We start from the raw sequence: 17,467 nt of genomic DNA, 5'->3' as shown, positions 1-17,467 counted from the left end.
ACGATGTGCGGAACACCTCTAACCCAATGGAACTCCGAAAAAGGCTTCGTCGTCGCCGCCCCAAGCTTTATGAAGCGCAAAAGCGCTTTTCCATTTCGCCAATTCCAAATCATCGGCATGGCGATGCGTGATCTTGCCCTCGGGTTCATCAGCGAGAAGATAGGTTTTGCCGTTCCTGATGAAGCGATTGAGGGCTTTCATGTCTGTCGGACGAACGACGCAACGCGGGATTTCGTTGACGAGAATTGTTGTAGGAAGCATGACCGTATCTCCTCAACATATGTTGTCTTAGAACCTGTCGTTGTGTTCCCCCCACGGATGTGAAGCCGGTACGAGCGGCGCATGGACCCCTGCTTTCTCGATGTCGGCCAGACTTTTGTAGAAGGTTCCTTCGTGCACCACGGCGCCGGTCTTTGTCGTGATCGCCACGTAGCGCGCTACGGGATCGATTTCACATAGGTAACCGCCGCCCGGTTCTAATGTGCTGCGCGTATTGCCATCCCAATCAACAAAAAATCCCTCGGCGATCGCCATCTGAAGTCCTCTCGGTCTGGCGCAAGATCTGGCATACGGCAAGCAAAGTTCTTGCCTACGCGAATTTTCATAGTCGAATGATTTGACTTGGCGGGTGTTCGACAATTCGCCATGTGCACGAGGTGCTTTTCGGGCAAACGATTTGGAGCAAAGGCAATCTCATCTAGGACGACTCGTCGTCACTCGCCACGAGTTCGCGAAATCCTCTTTCGACGATCGAAAAGCAGGACAAAAGGCGCTGATATTCGCCATTGCCGACTTCAATCCGCTCGGTAGGAACCGTGTCGCCAAGAGCGGGTTTTGCCGCTTCGATAGCCTCGAATAGCACCTTCTCCAGCTGGTATATTCGTTCGCTCGCACGCTCGAGATAGGGAAGCGGATTTGCACGGATATTGGCCTCGTGTAAGGCATCAAGCTGCAGTAGGCGCCGAAAGCGCCGCGTAATCAGACGCTTCTCTTTGCCGAAATCGTGTCTAATCACTTTCATGATCTATAATTTTCGTTGAAGAGAGGCCAGCACGAGCTCAACGATACGGCGCGGACTCAATCCATGGGCGGACCAAGGTCGTCCCCGTCATCCTTTTTCTTCTTTTGCTTCTTCTTGTCCGATTTCGCTTGGGCATATGCACCGGCGTTTTTGAGAGTAACTGGCGGCTGCCCTTCTACATATTGCGACACCCAGAACGATGTGCGTTCCTGCGCTGTCTGGGCCGCTCCCTTGCTGTAAGCTATTTGCTCATCACAGTCGAAACCGTGCCCCGCCGGATACGTGAATACGCTGACGTCCGGACGACTAGCCCGAAACAGCGTGACCTCGTCGGGAGAAGAGCGCGAATCCCTTTCAGCAAAATGAAGGAGCGTCGGAATTTTCCGCTTGGCGCTAAGCTCCTTCACGACAGCATCACTGTAATAGCCGATGGAACAAGCAAGCCCGTTCACTCGGTTCCCGGAGACATAAGCCAAGTAGCCGCCCCAACCGAAACCGACGATCGCGACCTTGCTGGCATCTTTAACGGCATCAACGGTAGCTTGAATGTCGGATATGGCGTCGCCTTTTCCGACTTGCTCGGCGAGAGACATTCCTTCGGCGTATGCTGCATCGTCATATCCTAACGCGACGTCGGGCCTTACCCTGTCAAACAGGGAGGGAGCAATGGCGACGTATCCGTTCGCGGCGAAGCGATCCGCGGTCTTGCGAATACACGGATTGACGCCGAAAAGGTCCTGGATGATTACGACGGCACCTTTTGGTGTCTCGCTCGGATTGGCGCGGTATGCGAGAAATTTGTGTCCGTCGCTTGCAGTCAGCTCGATCATGAGACCTTCACCTTCTATCCAGCGTGAGTTTGTTAGCCGGAAAAATAGAGGACGCAGAGTAAATGCAAGAAAATCTCCTAGGGGCTAATTCTTGCTCAGCACCATTACGAGACGGTCCACCCGCTTACCTTGCTTGAAATGCGATTGAACGATTTCGTCGATATCCTCGGCCGTGCTCGGCCGGTACCAGATGCCTTCCGGATAGACGACCATGAGTGGGCCAGTCCGGCAAAATCCCAGGCAGCCAGCGGCGGTAAAGCCGACGTCGCTAAGATGCTCGGCTTCGAGCGCTTTGCTAAGGTAATCCCAGAGCGGCTGAGCGCCGACGGCTCCGCAACTTCCTCGCGGATGATTAGGTGGACGCTGCGTAAAGCACGCGAAGATATGATGTTTGTAGACTTGCGGAACGTCCACCATGTCGTCGTCAAGGGTCGTCGTCATATCGCGGTCGCCAGGATGCCGTTCTCGGTGAGAAGCGCCGAAAGTTCGCCTGCTTGGAACATCTCGCGCACGATATCGCAGCCGCCTACGAATTCACCCTTGACGTAGAGTTGAGGAATGGTCGGCCAATTGGAAAAGACCTTGATACCTTCGCGGATTTCCGGGTCGGACAGGACATCGATACTGGCAAACGGAACATCGAGCTTTGATAGGATCTGCACGACAGCTGCGGAAAATCCGCATTGGGGAGCCGTCGGCACGCCCTTCATGAAGAGAACGACGTCACTTGCCGAGATGAGGTCTTTGATGCGTCCGGTCGTTAAATCCATCATAAGCTTTCTCCACACACGGGATGCGGTTTGCAAAATGCGCCGTTCTGACAGGTCACTCTGGGATCAATGTTTCGAGAGCAAGGGCATGCAAAACGCCACCCATTTGTCCTTTCAACGCGCTGTAGACCATCTGGTGCTGTTGGATCCGGTTCTTGCCTTTGAAGGCGCTAGATGTAACGCGAGCAGCAAAATGATCGCCATCTCCTGCCATATCGATGACGACAACATGCGCGTCGGGAAACGCCTGCTTGATGAGCTTCTCGATCTCGCGTCCATCCATTGCCATTAGGGTCGCTCCAAGTTCCATAGTCGCTTCTATGCAAAGTAGAAGCCAAGCTTCGAACGGGCGGGCTGGCGTGAGATAACGCAAAGAATCCTCCCTCAATTGGAGGAACGATGCCTCGGTCCGATGTCGGGTTTCTGACATCGCGACGCCAGGTTCTGTTCCGGAAGAAACGAGCGCTGCAGGATCTTCTTCGGCTTTACCGTGCGTCGCTGCGGCCCGCCTCTTGCTTGCGGCTTGGAATAGGAAGTCCTGCGCATTTGGCGCGCCGTTGCAGAGGTCCACATGACCGATCTACTCGTAGAGCCGGAAGCAATAAATTTTGGAGATTTGCCAGCAGCAATCAATGCGCTTCTTCAGCAGGGCGTGGCGGCCTATCGGCAGGATTATGCCCGAGCAGATACACTTTTTCGCAAAGCGCTCGCAGCCGCTCCGGATGTGCTTCCGATCTATTTTTGCCTCTACAAAATCCACACCTATCGGGGAAATCTCGAAGAGGCCCAAGTCGCGGCGGAGCAAGGCCTCGAGAAAGCTGCAAGTCAAGCAGGATGGAGTTATGATTGGCTCCAATGGCGGCCGGAAAGCGACGTGGCTGAGGGCGCCGCGCGCTTTGCTCTCTACACACTCAAGGCTCTCGCTTTCATCAATCTCAAGCAGAACAATCGCGATGAAGCCAAGAGAATGCTCGCAAAATTGCGTGAAATGGATCCCACTGGAGTGGTAGGGTGGCCGGTAATTTCCGCGCTGGCGGAAGCCTTGGACTAAGCCACTAGAAGCGTGGCATTGCGTTTGCAGGATCCCAATCAGAGCGGCATGGCGACCGCATCACGATTGCAACGACGAGGGGCCTATGTCCATGAGCACACCGACCGCCAACGATGCGCAAATAATGGATTCGGCTCGCCAGCCAGGAACAGAGACCATAGTTGCAGCTTTACGCACCGTTTTCGATCCAGAAATTCCGGTGAACGTCTATGATCTCGGACTGATTTACCGCATCGAGATGACAGAGAGTGGATCTGTCGAGATCGACATGACCCTTACTGCGCCCGCATGCCCTGTCGCCGGCGAGATGCTGAATTGGGTGCGGAATGCCGTGAATGAGATCGAAGGAATTCAGAACGTAAAAGTCAATCTCGTGTTCGATCCGCCGTGGGAGCAGTCAAAAATGTCGGACGAAGCAAAGCTCGAACTCGGCTTCATGTAGACCTGGTTGGCTTAGGCCCGGACGGCCAGTGTCTTTCTTGCATTCCGGAGCAGCTCGAGGCACTCGATTGTTGCAGCCATATCAATTGCGGTAAAGCCGTCCAGTGTTTCCGCAGTGATATCGGCGCCTTTTTCCAGCAATCGCGCAACAACGTCGGCCTTGCTCGCCGAAGACGCATACATCAGTGCGGTAGCGCCATTGTCGTTCCGATTATTGATGTCAACGCCGGCGTCAGCAAGCATGTCAATGATATTCAAGTGGCCGCCGACGCATGCAAGCCACAGCGCAGTATTGCCATCGGTATTTTGTGCGTCTATTCGCGCACCGGCCGCGATGAGATTGCGAACGATCTCGCTGTCGCCGAGATGACTGGCTTTCATAAGTGGAGTTGTGTTGTTGGCAATGATACTGTTGACGTCATCGACGGGGAACCCGTGCTCCGCGAGCCACCATTGTAGAGACTTGTCTTCCCTGCCGCTCGTCGTATCGCGGCTGTTGCGCCAAGCTTCGTAGCCACCATCGAGACTGTAGACCTCCAAAAACCCGAAATCGGAAAACATCTGAGCGTATTCCCGGCTTGCAAAGCCACGATAGCAGTAGATTACGACCGGTGCTTTTTTTTCGCTTCCATTGATCACGCTCGATATATTTCTCATTGAAACGTGCTGCGCGCCTTGAATATGACCTTTCCTGAAGGTTTCAATGTCGCGCACGTCGAGCACAACAACGTCGTTACGGCGGAGCAAGGCCTCCGCTTTTCGCACATCGATGCAAAGAAAGGGGGTACGATTTTTCATGCTGTATGCTCGACTTTATCTGTCTTCCGCGCTGGGTAAGGAGGTAGAGTCAGGATGCGCGTGTCCGCGATGGGGCGTCCGACCGTGAAGTGGTAGAGAGCCTGGAATTGGTCAGTCTTCAATCCGAGCAATTCATGCAAGGCATCATCGAAGAAGCAGCCGATCCCAGTTCCACGGATACCAAGAGCCTCCGCCTCAAGATAAAGAATATGTCCAAGCAGGCCGGCTTCCCAGTGGAGTTGACGATAGCGCCACGCGTTCAGCTCAACGATCGAGTGAAACTCGCAGAGCATGCTGAGGGAGAAACAACTGTCGCTTGCGATCGCTTGATAGCAACTTACCGTTTTTGCGATGGCCCGGCAGTCGGCGGCTGCAAGTCGAAAGAAGGGGAGGTGAGCGGGACAACGGGAAGGCCGGTCCCAGCGGAAATCGGAATGAAGCTGCTGCCGCAGTAGGGGCATGGCAGCTTCGCGACGCGGTAAAGCGTAAACGCCCGGTTCAATACCTTCGACGCGGTGAACGAAAAAGATTGGATGGACGCGCGGTAGGAAGTCCCAAACATCCCAGGGCATGGACGGTCGAAAAAGTAGCGAATCCAAGATTTGGTAGAAGGTGCCGGCGCTCATCTTGAATTTTGGGTCGAAACGCTGCGCGCTGCGGCGATTGAGAATAATAGTCGCCGCTTGAACGTCTGGTGCGTCCCCAATTGGAGGGTAAGCTTTTGTCTCCAATAATGACTCATCGGCGCCACGCCCGCGCGTGGCAACACTCACGTCATCGATGATGGGCCAGCGGTAGAGAGGATGGAGATCGAGGACGTTGGCACGGCCCATCCATTGAGCCGCCGGTGATTCCACTGTGACCGCTTGATGGACTGCATCCGATCCAGACCCGCGATGCGGTTCTATAGCGAGCACAAGATCGGCTTCTTCAGATTCGGCGCCGCGGAAGTCGTTCCTGCGATCAAGGCCCATCAATTTAGCAAGTTCATCTGAGCCGAGATCAACGAGTTTCGCCGTCCATCCGAGAGCGGCGGCTGCGTAGCGAAGCGCCCCAAGCGCGTGTCCGATATCGAGCTGGCAGTAGCGGAATGCACGCTCGCCATACTTCCATGCTTCTCGCCAATGGATCGATGAAAACCCGATCCAAAGACGAGCTTCTCCCGCCGTCGTCTTTTCATAGCGGCATCGCCGTTCAAGCATATGGTCGCGACAGACGTAATGATAAAGCCCGTCATCAAGACCCGGAACGTCGCGTGAAAGTACGTAGGCTTCGGTCGGGTGCAAATTTCCGCTAGATGGATTGCAGCGCAGTGCCCAGCGATCTGGCCCCTGTTCCTTCCAGGCCGAGAGCGCCATGGAAAGCTCGAGCAGGGAGGCCACCGATTCAATCGTCAGCGGCGTAACGGCCGTACTCGTGGGATCATAAAGCTGCCGATAGGTGGTATTCGGTTGTTGGGACATGAGCTCCAGCGCAACGCGGTCACATCCTTCGAATTCGCGAAACGGATTGGGCTGCGCATCCCAGTCCAGCGTCTCCGGACCGGAAGCATATCGTCTAAGGCTGTGCTTTGTGCGTGCGTGATAAGCCACAGCGGTCTCTGAGCGGCTCAGTGCACGTGTGGCAGCTTCTGTCATGACGGCTGACCGTCTTGGGGCGTGCGTGGGTCGGGGCACTGCGTCGCCTGATCATGGCGCGAACAGCTCTGGACGTCTTCTCCGGTCAGGTGGTTACCCAGCAGCGATACGACGGGCTCTCTGTCGAAGCCGGCGCACTTCTGGCCATCTGCCTCTATCAGCGGCCGCCGAATAAGAAGCGGATCTGCGAGCATCAATATCAGCGCTGCTTCATCATTGAAGGACTGAGGCTTGATCTCTCCCGACTTTATGCGCGGCGCCGCGGGATTGAACCAAGACGTGACCGGCATATCGCCAAAAAAGCTGCGCAGCCGCTCTGTGGTCCAGGGTTCCGAAAGCAGATCCTTAGCGACGACCTCATGCCCCGCGGCTTCGAGCATGCGCTTCTGGCGGGCGTTCGTTCCGCAACCGGGCTTTTGATAAAAGATGACCGTCGTCACAGTCCGCGCGCCTTACTTGAGCATTCCGAGCTGAATGATCGGCGCGCCGCCCCCTCGGCCGAGGACCGTATCGACCTTCTTGCGAACCGACTCGAGCGTCAGCGGCTTGACGAGTGTGCCGTGTGCTCCGGCCTTCATTCCTTCAATCGCCATCGCTTCGTCTTTTTTCTCGCAGACGATGAGGACCCGGACGTCCGGAAACTTTGTCATTATCTCTTGGACAAGTCCGACGCCCCTCTCGCTCAGGAACGAAACACCCAGAAGCACGACGTGGGGCTTCAGCCAGTCGACGCCCTTATCGTAAGCTTCCTCAAGGTTTGAGAGTTCATGAGTTTCGATTTCATCGTGCAGCATGAACTGCAATGCAGCGCGCGTGATTTCATCATCATCAATGACGAACACACGCCGCTGGTCCACGGCCTTTGACGTTTCAACGCCGATTTGCATTTCGTTCCTCGCAGCGCAGGATGTACCCGATCAAGCGGCGATAAACGCCGCCCGCAACTGCGATGAGCAATTTTCATTCCATTCGCGGCAAGTCTTGGCGGGCGCAGAGAATCCCGTGGTCCCCGACAGAGTTGGATTCTCCCACCGAATTTTTTGTCTTGTTTCCTACAAATCCGCAGCAACCCAGATCAACGTTGCGTTTGCCCACGGCTCCGAGAATCCTGAGTAAACACAGGTTCTTATGAAAATCTCGACGAGTGGCACGCTGCTTGCTCTCTCTCTCAAAATCAGCGAGTAAGGGCTGAGTGCAGGCCGACGCGACGAGCGAGCACTGTGCTCCTTCCCGCCACCCGTGAGCCCGTATGAGAGGACATGACTGCGTGATCGCGGAAGGCGTGGCGCAGAGGCACTCGGTTCAAAGGAGAGACAACATGTCGGCACTACGACAAATCGCGTTTTACGGCAAAGGCGGCATCGGCAAGTCGACGACGTCACAGAACACACTGGCGGCATTGGCGGAGATGGGTCATCGGATCCTGATCGTTGGCTGCGATCCGAAAGCGGATTCGACGCGTCTGATCCTGCATGCCAAGGCTCAGGACACGATCCTGAGCCTGGCGGCGAATGCGGGTTCTGTGGAAGACCTCGAGATCGAAGACGTGATGAAGGTCGGCTACAAGGACATCCGCTGCGTTGAATCGGGTGGCCCAGAACCGGGTGTTGGTTGTGCGGGCCGCGGCGTCATAACGTCGATCAACTTCCTGGAAGAGAATGGCGCCTACGAGGACATCGATTACGTGTCCTACGACGTTCTTGGCGACGTTGTCTGCGGCGGGTTTGCGATGCCGATCCGTGAGAACAAAGCTCAGGAGATCTACATCGTCATGTCTGGAGAGATGATGGCGATGTATGCGGCGAACAACATCTCGAAGGGCATTCTGAAGTACGCGAACTCAGGCGGTGTTCGTCTTGGCGGTTTGGTATGCAACGAGCGTCAGACGGACAAGGAGCTTGAGCTTGCGGAAGCTCTTGCGAAGAAGCTCGGAACGCAGCTGATCTACTTCGTTCCGCGGGACAACATCGTGCAGCATGCCGAGCTTCGTCGGATGACGGTTCTGGAATACGCGCCGGATTCAGTGCAGGCGAACCATTACCGCAGCCTGGCAGAGAAGATCCACGCGAACGGGGGCAAGGGGATCATTCCGACGCCGATCACGATGGACGAGCTCGAGGACATGCTGATGGAGCACGGCATCATGAAACAGGTTGACGAGAGCCAGATCGGCAAGAGCGCGGCCGAGCTGGCGACGGCCTAATCAGCCCGCAAGGGACCGGCTCCTCAAACCCCGCATGAGGGGCCGGTCTCTCAAGCCATGAGGGGCGCATATCGCCGTCTCTTTGTAGGTCTCGTCGATGAGGTGCTGCCCCCAATGTTTACCAGAGAACTTTCGATCGAGGCCCCGGTGCTGGACTCGAAAACGCCTGCCAGGGTCGATGACCACCCTTGGAAAAGATACAAGGCGGTCCTGCAGAGAACGGGACTAAGACCTACGCGCCCTCGAATGGTGCTGGGCTGGATCTTATTTTCGAAGGGAGACCGGCACATCACCGCGGAGGCGCTTTACGAAGAGGTCGTGGCGGCCAAGATCCCAATCTCACTTGCCACTGTCTACAATACCCTCAACCAGTTCACCGAAGCGGGATTGCTCCGCCAGATAGGCGTCGACGGCTCCAAATCGTTCTTCGACACCAATCCGAGCGACCATCACCACTTTTTCATACAGAGCGAAAACGCTCTGCTCGACATTCCCGCAGTCGATGATCTGCTCGACAGGATTCCGCAACCGCCGGACGGATTCGAGATCGAACGTGTCGATGTCGTCGTGAGACTGCGTCGGAAGTAGGCCGAACATGCCAAGTGTAGAGAGCCTCGACGATCGGGAAAGGCGCGCCACGAGCGCGAAATTGATGGAATGGCGAGAAGATCGAACAATGACGGATTGGGAAAGGCTCAGTCGCTGCTGAGCACGGCATTCCCGCGTGTCATCCTCAATGACACAACGCTGCGCGACGGAGAGCAAGCTCCTGGCGTCGCGTTTTGGATCGACGAGAAGCTGGCGATCGCCCGTGCGCTCGCCCGTGCTGGCGTACCGGAAATCGAAGTTGGCACGCCGGCCATTGGGGTCCACGAGATCGCTGCCATTCGCGCCATCGTCGCCGCGGACCTTCCGTTGAAAGCTATAGCTTGGTGTCGGATGCGCTTGGATGACGTCGACGCTGCTGTTGCCAGCGGCGTCGGAATGATCAACCTCTCAGTGCCGGTCTCCGACGTCCAGATCGCAGCCAAGCTGCGTGGCGGCCGGGCGGAGGTCCTTGATAGAATAACGTCCGTTGTCAATTACGCACGAATGAAGGGGCTGGACGTCTCTGTCGGCGGGGAGGATTCCTCGCGGGCCAGTGTCGATTTCCTTATGGAGGTCGTTGCCGTCGCGAAGGAGGCAGGAGCGAGACGATTTCGCCTCGCCGACACGCTCAGCGTGCTGGACCCATTTACCACTTTCAATCTTGTCGCGATTTTGCGCGAAGCGACGGATCTGGAACTGGAGATCCATGCGCACGACGACCTTGGGCTTGCAACCGCCAACACGCTTGCAGCGATTCAGGCCGGCGCAAGCCATGCGTCCGTAACCGTGATTGGACTTGGCGAGCGTGCCGGGAATGCGCCTCTTGAAGAAGTGGCGATGGCGCTGGTGCAGATATCTGGACGTGAAACAGGAATAATTCCATCGGAACTCGTTCGCGTAGCGAATGTTGTCTCCGAAGCCGCCAAGCGGCCGGTCCCTCTGAATAAGGCAATTGTTGGTGGGCACGTATTCACACATGAATCAGGAATTCACGTCGACGGGCTTTTGAAGGATCGCCACACGTATCAAGCACTCGATCCGGTGGTGTTGGGGCGCGACCATGATTTCGTCATCGGAAAGCACTCCGGGATCGCATCGATAAAGGCGTCGCTCGCCAAACTGGATCTCTGTGCAAGCACGGCCGAGCTCACGACGATTCTGGCGCGCGTTCGTGCGCACGCCATCGCGACGAAGGGGGCAGTCACCCTGGAAAAGCTTACGGCTATCTGGCGCGAAGTAAGCGATGCGAATACAGAGAGGCACGTCACCTCGCCATGACGGCTGATTGTACAAAATCTCCCACCAGCACGGTAGAGCAACGGAGCGATGCACTCTCTCTCCTGCAGTTGATCAGGGAAGATATCGGTTGCGTCTGTTCGCGAGATCCTGCCGCTCGCGGCGAACTCGAAACGCTTTTGACCTACCCCGGCGTCCACGCAATCTTATGGCATCGCCTTGCATCTCGATTATGGCGATCCGGCTGGCGGTTTCCTGCGCGCCTATTGTCATGGTTTGCGCGTTTTCTGACGAATATCGATATTCATCCGGGAGCAACGCTCGGGCGTCGATTTTTTATCGATCATGGCGCGGGCGTCGTGATTGGAGAGACCGCCGAAGTCGGCGATGATGTGACACTCTACCATGGCGTCACGCTCGGCGGCACATCCTGGTCCGCCGGCAAACGCCACCCGACGCTTGAGGACGGCGTCGTCGTCGGGGCAGGCGCAAAAATCCTCGGCCCGATAACAATTGGCCGCGGCGCGCGTGTCGGCGCAAATTCCGTCGTGATCGATACGACTCCGCCCGGCGTAACCGTCGTCGGAATACCAGCAAAGATCGTTTACCGAGGCGGTGAACGGCGAAAAATGATCGGACGCATCAATCTCGACCATCATCAAATGCCCGATCCGGTCGGCGAGGCAATCGCCATCGTTTTGGATCGGATCGAGTTTTTGGAAGCACGCCTGTCCCACATTCAGAAGCGTTTACGCGAAGAGCCTTTGCGCCTTACGCCACACGAAAAGATCGACGCGACTGGAACGCCCGGGGCGGTGCCAATGTGGGAGATATGAATGAATATTCTTGATCGCTTGAACAAGGCGTCCTCGGCGGAGGACTTTTTCAAATTGCTGGACGTCTATTACGATCCAAAAGTGCTCAGCGTTGCTCGTTTGCACATTCTCAAGCGCATGGGGCAGTATCTCGCGGGCGAGAATTTCAAGGGGCTGCCAGAGGACACGATAGCCGTGCGCTGTAAGGCCGTCCTTCAGCAGGCGTATGCCGACTTTATCGTATCGTCCCCGCTCAATGAACGCGTCTTCAAAGTGCTGAAGGATGCCGTCGCGCCAGAACAGCCCAAAACCGTCAATCTCGTCCAGCTGACCAAAGTGAAATGACTTCTAGATGGGCTCGCAGTCGATCAGAGAAGCATCAACTTGCGAGCAAGAGTGTTGGGCGCCGTCCTGTAGCGTTCCCGACAAGTGTCGAGTGTCTATGTCGGGACACGTGTCGATGATCTCGCAAGCATTTGGAATTCAAGGATTATCGTTTGATCTTCGGTGTTGGTACGACACTTGCTCTTTGTGGGTCTGAGAGCAAGACAGATTTTGGAGACAGTGCGTGCACATCGTCGTTTGCATAAAGCAGGTCCCGGACTCCGCGCAGATCCGAGTGCATCCGGTAACGAACACGATCATGCGGCAAGGGGTTCCGACCATCATCAACCCCTACGATCTGTTCGCACTGGAGGCGGCGTTGCGCCTGCGAGATGACGTCGGCGGCGAAGTCTCGGTTCTGACGATGGGACCTCAGTCGGCTGAAGATAGCTTGCGCAAAGCGCTGACATATGGCGCCGATCGAGCGGTGCTGTTGACCGATAGGTTTTTTGCCGGGTCCGATACGTTGGCAACGACCTACGCTTTGGCGACGGCAATCCGCAAGATCGGAACGGACTTCGGAGCGCCGGATGTCGTCTTCACCGGCAAGCAAACGATTGATGGTGATACCGCCCAGGTAGGACCGGGGATCGCCAAGCGCCTCGGCCTACGCCAGCTCACTTATGTTTCGCGAATTGGGCCCGTTGATAAGGTCGCCGGCACGGTCGACGTCGAGCGTAGATCGGAGGGCGGCGTCCAGAGTCTCCGCACCAAGCTGCCGTGTCTCATCACGATGCTGGAGGCGACAAACGAAATCCGCCGCGGCTCAATGGCCGATGCCCTGCGGGCTGCACGCGCTGAGATAATCAAGTGGAGCGCCCACGACGCGGGTGTTGAAGATCTCTCGAAATGCGGCCTCAAGGGCTCGCCAACGATCGTCAAGAAGGTTTTTGCTCCATCTCCGCGCGCCACCAAAGCGGTGTTTGTTGAGCCAGCCGATGAATCGCCAGCGGACGCGCTCATCAATGAGATCTTCAGACATCAGCCAAACCTAGAAGCGAAGCTCGTATCGATCGCGCGCGGGTTCTGACGGTATCGAAGTGAAAGGACGGATATGAGCGAACCTGCCAAAGCGCCAGCGGCTGCTGGACGAGCTTCGACCAAGAAAGAGCTGCCTGAGCATTTTAAGGGGTATAAGCACGTCTGGGTCTTCGTGGAGCAGGAACGGGGACAGGTTCATCCTGTTTCGTGGGAACTGTTGGGGGCTGGCCGGAAGCTTGCCGACAAACTGAAGGTTGAACTGGCTGCGGTAGTTCTCGGGCCTCCGGGAGCCGCGACACAACAAGCGGCTGCGGAAGCGTTTTGCTATGGCGCCGATCTTGCTTACGTCATCGCCGATGAACTCCTTACCGACTATCGCAACGAGCCTTACACCAAAGCACTGACGGATCTCGTCAACACCTACAAACCGGAAATCCTATTGCTCGGTGCGACGACCCTCGGACGCGATCTTGCTGGGGCGGTCGCAACCACCTTACTTACCGGCTTGACTGCCGATTGCACGGATCTCGACGTCGACGTCGATGGTTCGCTCGCAGCAACGCGCCCGACGTTTGGCGGTTCGCTTTTGTGCACGATCTACACGCTGAACTATCGCCCCCAGATGGCAACCATTCGCCCGCGCGTGATGGCGATGCCTGAACGCCACGAGCAGCCGCCGAAGCGTATTATCGAACATCCTCTCGGAATGGTCGAAGAGGATATCGTGACGAAGGTTCTCTCCTTTTTTCCGGATCGAGAGGCTTCGCGCTCCGCACTTGCTTATGCGGACGTCGTTGTTGCGGGCGGTCTAGGCTTGGGATCGGCGGAGAACTTTCAACTCGTCCGTCAGCTTTCTTCGGTGCTCGGTGCCGAATACGGCTGCTCGCGCCCGTTGGTGCAAAAAGGCTGGGTCAGCTCCGATCGCCAGATCGGTCAAACAGGAAAGACGATCCGTCCGAGACTATACATCGCTGCGGGCATCTCGGGTGCAATCCAGCACAGAGTGGGTGTCGAGGGAGCAGATCTTATCGTTGCGATCAACACCGATAAGAACGCGCCAATCTTCGACTTCGCACACGTCGGAATTGTAACCGACGCTATCAGACTTCTGCCTAAATTGACGGAAGCCTTCCGCCAACGCTTGTCGCCGCATTCGCGCGACCGCATCGCGAGCTAAAGGAGAATCGTGATGGTCGAAGAGAGATTCGATGCAATCGTTGTGGGCGCCGGAATGGCCGGAAATGCCGCCGCTCTCACCATGGCAGAGCGTGGATTGAAGGTCCTGCAGATTGAGCGCGGAGAATATCCAGGATCGAAAAACGTCCAGGGTGCAATTCTGTATTCGGACATGCTCGAAAAGCTCATCCCGAACTTTCGCGAAGACGCGCCGCTGGAGCGTCATCTCGTCGAGCAGCGTTTCTGGATGATGGACGATCGCTCGCATGTCGGCTTGCACTACAAGTCCGATGATTTCAATGAGCAGAAGCCCAACCGTTATACGATCATCCGCGCGCCGTTCGATAAGTGGTTTTCGAAAAAGGTGCAGGAAGCCGGTGCCATCGTCATCTGCGAAACCACGGTGACGGAGCTGATCCGAAACGTCGATGGCAAGGTCATCGGCGTGCGCACCGATCGAGCCGGTGGCCAAGTCATGGCCGACATCGTTGTCCTCGCTGAAGGAGTCAACGGTCTGGTCGGAACGCGCGCCGGTCTGCGCGAAACGCCGAAAGCGACCAACGTCGCGCTGGCAGTCAAGGAAATGCACTTTCTTCCGCGCGAAACGATCGAAGCGCGATTCAATCTAAAGGGCGATGAAGGCACTGTCATCGAAGCCGCCGGAACGATCTCGCGCGGTATGACCGGCATGGGCTTCATCTATGCCAATAAAGAGTGCATCTCGCTTGGCATCGGCTGTCTCGTGTCCGATTTCCAGACGAGGGGCGAAACGCCTTACGGCTTGCTCGATAGGTTCAAGCGTCATCCATCGGTCGCGCCTTTTATTGAGGGATCCGAAGTCAAGGAATACTCCGCCCATCTCATTCCCGAAGGTGGCTACAAGGCGATCCCGCAGCTCTACGGCGACGGCTGGCTCGTCGTTGGGGACGCAGCGCAGCTCAACAACGCGATCCATCGCGAGGGTTCCAACCTCGCCATGACGTCGGGGCGTCTCGCCGGTGAAACCATTGCGCAACTGAAGGCGCGCCGGGAGCCGATGACGGCCGAAAACCTATCCCTCTACAAGTCGATGATCGACAAGTCTTTCATCATCAAGGACCTCAAAAAATACCGCGATATGCCAGCGCTACTCCACACGCAGTCGCAAAACTTTTTCCTCACCTATCCGCAGCTCGTTTCGAAGGCGATGCAGAACTTTATTCGCGTCGATGGTGTACCCAAGCGCGAGAAAGAAAAGCTGACCCTGAAATCGTTCGTAGCGGCTCGCTCATGGACCGGTCTCCTCTGGGATGCCTTCCAATTCGCGCGGGCGTGGAGATAGCGATCGGCTCCATACCGGAATTTATAGATTAACCTTTTGCTCAGATCGGAGATCGAAATGGCGACTGAACTCTCCGTACGTATCGAAGACAAGCTTTATCAGAACCGGTATCTCGTCGATGCCGGACGCGCTCATATCAAAGTTCGCGAGCACTCCGCACCGACCCCGCCGTTGCTCGCGTTGCTGACTGCATGTCCGGCTCGTTGCTATGAACTCAATGACAAGGGACAGGTTGAAGTCACAGTGGACGGCTGCGTGGAATGCGGCACATGCCGCGTTATCGCAGAGCCTTCCGGCGATATTGAATGGAGCTATCCGCGAGGTGGCTACGGGATTCTGTTTAAGTTCGGTTGAATGCAAGCGTTGCGAGCCGCTGCATATTCGCGAGAATAGTCAGCTGCCGGAGGCTGCTCTAAAGGCGACAATCGAAAACGGATACGATGGGCCACGTCATGACGGATATGGTGGAACTCAAAAAACGCAAAGGGCCGCTCAATCTTGCAATTGTGCACGCCGATCCGGACGCCTTCATCGAAAATCTGATGGGTTGGCTCGAAATTACGGCCTTTGTCTCGGCGCAGCGTCTCGGCGAAGCTCAGCTTCCTGTTGATGGCGTAACGCCGGCGCTCTCGATCGAGCAGTTAAGAAAAGGGGGCGTCCACGAGATCGGCAACGACGCTGTGTTCGCCTTCTGCATGACGGCTTCGATGAAAGGCGACAAAGCAGCAGTCGACAAGGTGGAATCTGCGTTGATCGAAGGCATGGGGAAAGAATTCCCAGGTTCTATGGGCTTATGGCACTTCCGCGCTCAGATAGACGCTCCGGTGACGCTAGATGATTTCGTCGGCCAAGCTGGAAAGAAGATGCTTTCTGGCGATATTCCGCCACCGCCGCTTCGCGCCAAGGAAAACTGGAACGCTGAGTTGCGCTTCTTCAAGAAGGCGCGACGATCTAATTTCCTTCACGAGATCATGTACCCCTTGGCGCTATGGAGTCGTGCGCGCTGGACGGAAACCCTAGAGAAGGGCGTGGCTTTTCTCCAGCACATCGAAGACAACCTTCCCGTTTTGCGCGAGGTCTTGGAAGATCCCCGTAACGACCAGGCTTTTGTTGCAAATACCCTGCTCAAGCTCGCGCCCGCAGTCGATATGGAACTGAATGACGAATACCAGGGGCTTCTGCGGTCTTTAGCGCGCCGGTCCTAAATGATTGCGATGTGGGGACGATATCTCACCCAGGCGCAAACGACGTGTTTTATAGCGTCTACTAAGCCGCTCCACCGGCCGGAAACAACATGAGCGACATCGCAAAGGCTGCAATTTTACACGATCGTAGCGTCCTCGAAATCGGCGGCGCGGATCGGACCAAATTTCTCCAGGGGCTCGTGACCAATGACATGCGCCGCGTTGCTCCGGGAACCGCCCTTTACACCGGCCTGCTGACAGGCCAAGGCAAGCTCATTTGCGATCTTTTCATTATGCCGGATGGCGAGAAGCTACTCGTTGATATCGCCAGTTCGCATGTCGAAAAATTCATTGAGCGCCTCGTCAAGTTTAAGTTACGCGCGGAGGTCACGTTCGGCGAAACAGAAACGCCGCTTGCTGTAGCCGCTGTGTGGGGATCGGACGTCGCCGCGAGGTTGGGGCTTGACCCGCGCACGATGTTGACAGAGAAAAATTCGCTTCCTTGGACACACCACGCATTCATAGATCCTCGCCTCCCGGCTTTAGGCGCACGCCTGCTGTTCCCCGTCGATTTGACAGTCGATATCGAGCTTGCCCGCCGCGGCGTCACTAGCGCAACCGTCGAAGAATATAATGCGCACAGACTGGCACTCGGCGTTGCCGACACCGCTGACATTGAAGGAGAGATTTGCTACCCGCTCGAAGCCAATTTCGAGCTGCTTCACGGTGTCGATTTCAAGAAAGGCTGTTATGTCGGCCAAGAGTTGACTGCGCGCATGAAGCTCAAAGACAAATTGCGCAAGCGCGTATTGCCAGTTGTCAGCGTGGCTTCAACATCCCTTCCGGCTGTCGGGACGTCGGTCACGGCCAATGGAGCCGAGCTTGGACAGCTGATTGCAGTCTCAGGCCTGAGAGGCCTCGCGTTGCTCCGGCTCGATCGCCTAGCAGATGCTCAGATGGATGCGATCCGCGCTGGGGAGGTGCCACTTAATATCAATTGGCCGAGCTGGATTCCGCGCTGATCCCATGCC

24 protein-coding genes are annotated in these 17,467 nt (G+C 56.4%); 13 read left to right on the top strand and 11 right to left on the bottom strand.

Annotated elements, in window-relative coordinates; genetic code table 11:
• Positions 1-18 precede the first annotated feature (18 nt).
• The 7 genes from HYP802_RS0118770 to HYP802_RS0118740 all read right to left on the bottom strand — a co-directional run bounded on the left by HYP802_RS0118770 (position 19) and on the right by HYP802_RS0118740 (position 2,910).
• Positions 19-261 carry a hypothetical protein gene (locus HYP802_RS0118770; RefSeq protein WP_024276320.1) on the bottom strand — a complete coding sequence of 81 codons (243 nt, stop codon included), beginning with the start codon at positions 259-261 and terminating at the stop codon, positions 19-21.
• A gap of 27 nt (positions 262-288) precedes the next feature.
• Entirely contained in the window at positions 289-534 is a 246-nt protein-coding gene (locus HYP802_RS0118765) for a hypothetical protein (RefSeq protein ID WP_024276319.1), read from the bottom strand.
• 163 nt (positions 535-697) lie between these two features.
• Positions 698-1,021, bottom strand: a complete 324-nt coding sequence (locus HYP802_RS0118760) for a hypothetical protein (RefSeq protein ID WP_013949252.1) — start codon at positions 1,019-1,021, stop codon at positions 698-700.
• A gap of 56 nt (positions 1,022-1,077) precedes the next feature.
• On the bottom strand, positions 1,078-1,851 hold the full coding sequence (locus tag HYP802_RS0118755; protein ID WP_013949251.1) for a dienelactone hydrolase family protein: 774 nt from the start codon (positions 1,849-1,851) through the stop codon (positions 1,078-1,080).
• 84 nt (positions 1,852-1,935) lie between these two features.
• Positions 1,936-2,292, bottom strand: a complete 357-nt coding sequence (locus tag HYP802_RS0118750) for a (2Fe-2S) ferredoxin domain-containing protein (protein WP_024276318.1) — start codon at positions 2,290-2,292, stop codon at positions 1,936-1,938.
• A complete protein-coding gene (grxD, locus tag HYP802_RS0118745) occupies positions 2,289-2,624 on the bottom strand; it encodes a Grx4 family monothiol glutaredoxin (RefSeq protein ID WP_013949249.1) in 336 nt (111 codons plus the stop codon). Before grxD ends, HYP802_RS0118750 begins: the two co-directional genes overlap by 4 nt.
• Before the next feature lie 52 nt (positions 2,625-2,676).
• Complete coding sequence (locus HYP802_RS0118740) at positions 2,677-2,910, bottom strand: BolA family transcriptional regulator (RefSeq protein WP_024276317.1); 234 nt, start codon at positions 2,908-2,910, stop codon at positions 2,677-2,679.
• Positions 2,911-3,192: 282 nt separating this feature from the next.
• Between HYP802_RS0118740 and HYP802_RS0118735 the strand changes: the two genes are divergently transcribed.
• Together HYP802_RS0118735 and HYP802_RS0118730 are read left to right on the top strand one after the other, a co-directional pair.
• Positions 3,193-3,672, top strand: a complete 480-nt coding sequence (locus HYP802_RS0118735) for a hypothetical protein (protein WP_013949247.1) — start codon at positions 3,193-3,195, stop codon at positions 3,670-3,672.
• A gap of 91 nt (positions 3,673-3,763) precedes the next feature.
• Complete coding sequence (locus HYP802_RS0118730; protein WP_244420913.1) at positions 3,764-4,114, top strand: SUF system Fe-S cluster assembly protein; 351 nt, start codon at positions 3,764-3,766, stop codon at positions 4,112-4,114.
• An 11-nt stretch (positions 4,115-4,125) separates the two neighbouring features.
• Here HYP802_RS0118730 and HYP802_RS0118725 read toward each other — a convergent pair whose 3' ends face one another.
• The 4 genes from HYP802_RS0118725 to HYP802_RS0118710 all read right to left on the bottom strand — a co-directional run bounded on the left by HYP802_RS0118725 (position 4,126) and on the right by HYP802_RS0118710 (position 7,435).
• Entirely contained in the window at positions 4,126-4,836 is a 711-nt protein-coding gene (locus HYP802_RS0118725) for an ankyrin repeat domain-containing protein (protein WP_245261514.1), read from the bottom strand.
• 71 nt (positions 4,837-4,907) lie between these two features.
• The gene (locus HYP802_RS0118720; RefSeq protein WP_013949244.1) at positions 4,908-6,548 is read right to left on the bottom strand and encodes a SagB/ThcOx family dehydrogenase; all 1,641 of its coding nucleotides are present in this window, start codon (positions 6,546-6,548) and stop codon (positions 4,908-4,910) included.
• On the bottom strand, positions 6,545-6,988 hold the full coding sequence (locus HYP802_RS0118715) for an ArsC/Spx/MgsR family protein (RefSeq protein WP_013949243.1): 444 nt from the start codon (positions 6,986-6,988) through the stop codon (positions 6,545-6,547). The genes HYP802_RS0118720 and HYP802_RS0118715 overlap by 4 nt, the downstream gene beginning before the upstream one ends.
• Before the next feature lie 12 nt (positions 6,989-7,000).
• The gene (locus HYP802_RS0118710) at positions 7,001-7,435 is read right to left on the bottom strand and encodes a response regulator (protein WP_013949242.1); all 435 of its coding nucleotides are present in this window, start codon (positions 7,433-7,435) and stop codon (positions 7,001-7,003) included.
• A 431-nt stretch (positions 7,436-7,866) separates the two neighbouring features.
• Here HYP802_RS0118710 and nifH point away from each other — a divergent pair, with 431 nt between their 5' ends.
• The 11 genes from nifH to HYP802_RS0118655 all read left to right on the top strand — a co-directional run bounded on the left by nifH (position 7,867) and on the right by HYP802_RS0118655 (position 17,458).
• On the top strand, positions 7,867-8,751 hold the full coding sequence (nifH, locus tag HYP802_RS0118705; RefSeq protein WP_013949240.1) for a nitrogenase iron protein: 885 nt from the start codon (positions 7,867-7,869) through the stop codon (positions 8,749-8,751).
• A gap of 57 nt (positions 8,752-8,808) precedes the next feature.
• The gene (irr, locus tag HYP802_RS22580; RefSeq protein ID WP_024276316.1) at positions 8,809-9,339 is read left to right on the top strand and encodes a Fur family transcriptional regulator Irr; all 531 of its coding nucleotides are present in this window, start codon (positions 8,809-8,811) and stop codon (positions 9,337-9,339) included.
• Positions 9,340-9,408: 69 nt separating this feature from the next.
• Positions 9,409-10,617, top strand: a complete 1,209-nt coding sequence (gene nifV, locus HYP802_RS0118695) for a homocitrate synthase (protein ID WP_024276315.1) — start codon at positions 9,409-9,411, stop codon at positions 10,615-10,617.
• A complete protein-coding gene (gene cysE, locus HYP802_RS0118690) occupies positions 10,614-11,411 on the top strand; it encodes a serine O-acetyltransferase (protein WP_013949237.1) in 798 nt (265 codons plus the stop codon). Before nifV ends, cysE begins: the two co-directional genes overlap by 4 nt.
• Complete coding sequence (gene nifW / locus HYP802_RS0118685) at positions 11,412-11,735, top strand: nitrogenase stabilizing/protective protein NifW (protein ID WP_013949236.1); 324 nt, start codon at positions 11,412-11,414, stop codon at positions 11,733-11,735.
• 223 nt (positions 11,736-11,958) lie between these two features.
• The gene (locus tag HYP802_RS0118680) at positions 11,959-12,804 is read left to right on the top strand and encodes an electron transfer flavoprotein subunit beta/FixA family protein (RefSeq protein WP_013949235.1); all 846 of its coding nucleotides are present in this window, start codon (positions 11,959-11,961) and stop codon (positions 12,802-12,804) included.
• 24 nt (positions 12,805-12,828) lie between these two features.
• Complete coding sequence (locus HYP802_RS0118675; RefSeq protein WP_013949234.1) at positions 12,829-13,932, top strand: electron transfer flavoprotein subunit alpha/FixB family protein; 1,104 nt, start codon at positions 12,829-12,831, stop codon at positions 13,930-13,932.
• Between the two features lie 12 nt (positions 13,933-13,944).
• Positions 13,945-15,252, top strand: coding sequence for an FAD-dependent oxidoreductase (locus HYP802_RS0118670; RefSeq protein WP_013949233.1), 1,308 nt, complete (start codon positions 13,945-13,947; stop codon positions 15,250-15,252).
• A gap of 57 nt (positions 15,253-15,309) precedes the next feature.
• On the top strand, positions 15,310-15,606 hold the full coding sequence (locus HYP802_RS0118665; protein ID WP_013949232.1) for a ferredoxin family protein: 297 nt from the start codon (positions 15,310-15,312) through the stop codon (positions 15,604-15,606).
• Between the two features lie 98 nt (positions 15,607-15,704).
• The gene (locus HYP802_RS0118660) at positions 15,705-16,457 is read left to right on the top strand and encodes a hypothetical protein (RefSeq protein WP_024276314.1); all 753 of its coding nucleotides are present in this window, start codon (positions 15,705-15,707) and stop codon (positions 16,455-16,457) included.
• Positions 16,458-16,546: 89 nt separating this feature from the next.
• Entirely contained in the window at positions 16,547-17,458 is a 912-nt protein-coding gene (locus HYP802_RS0118655) for a folate-binding protein YgfZ (protein WP_013949230.1), read from the top strand.
• The last annotated feature ends 9 nt before the right edge of the window (positions 17,459-17,467 follow it).

Source organism: Hyphomicrobium sp. 802, from assembly GCF_000526135.1.
Classification (GTDB): Bacteria; Pseudomonadota; Alphaproteobacteria; order Rhizobiales; family Hyphomicrobiaceae; genus Hyphomicrobium_B.
This window is presented reverse-complemented; position numbering and strand designations above follow the sequence as displayed.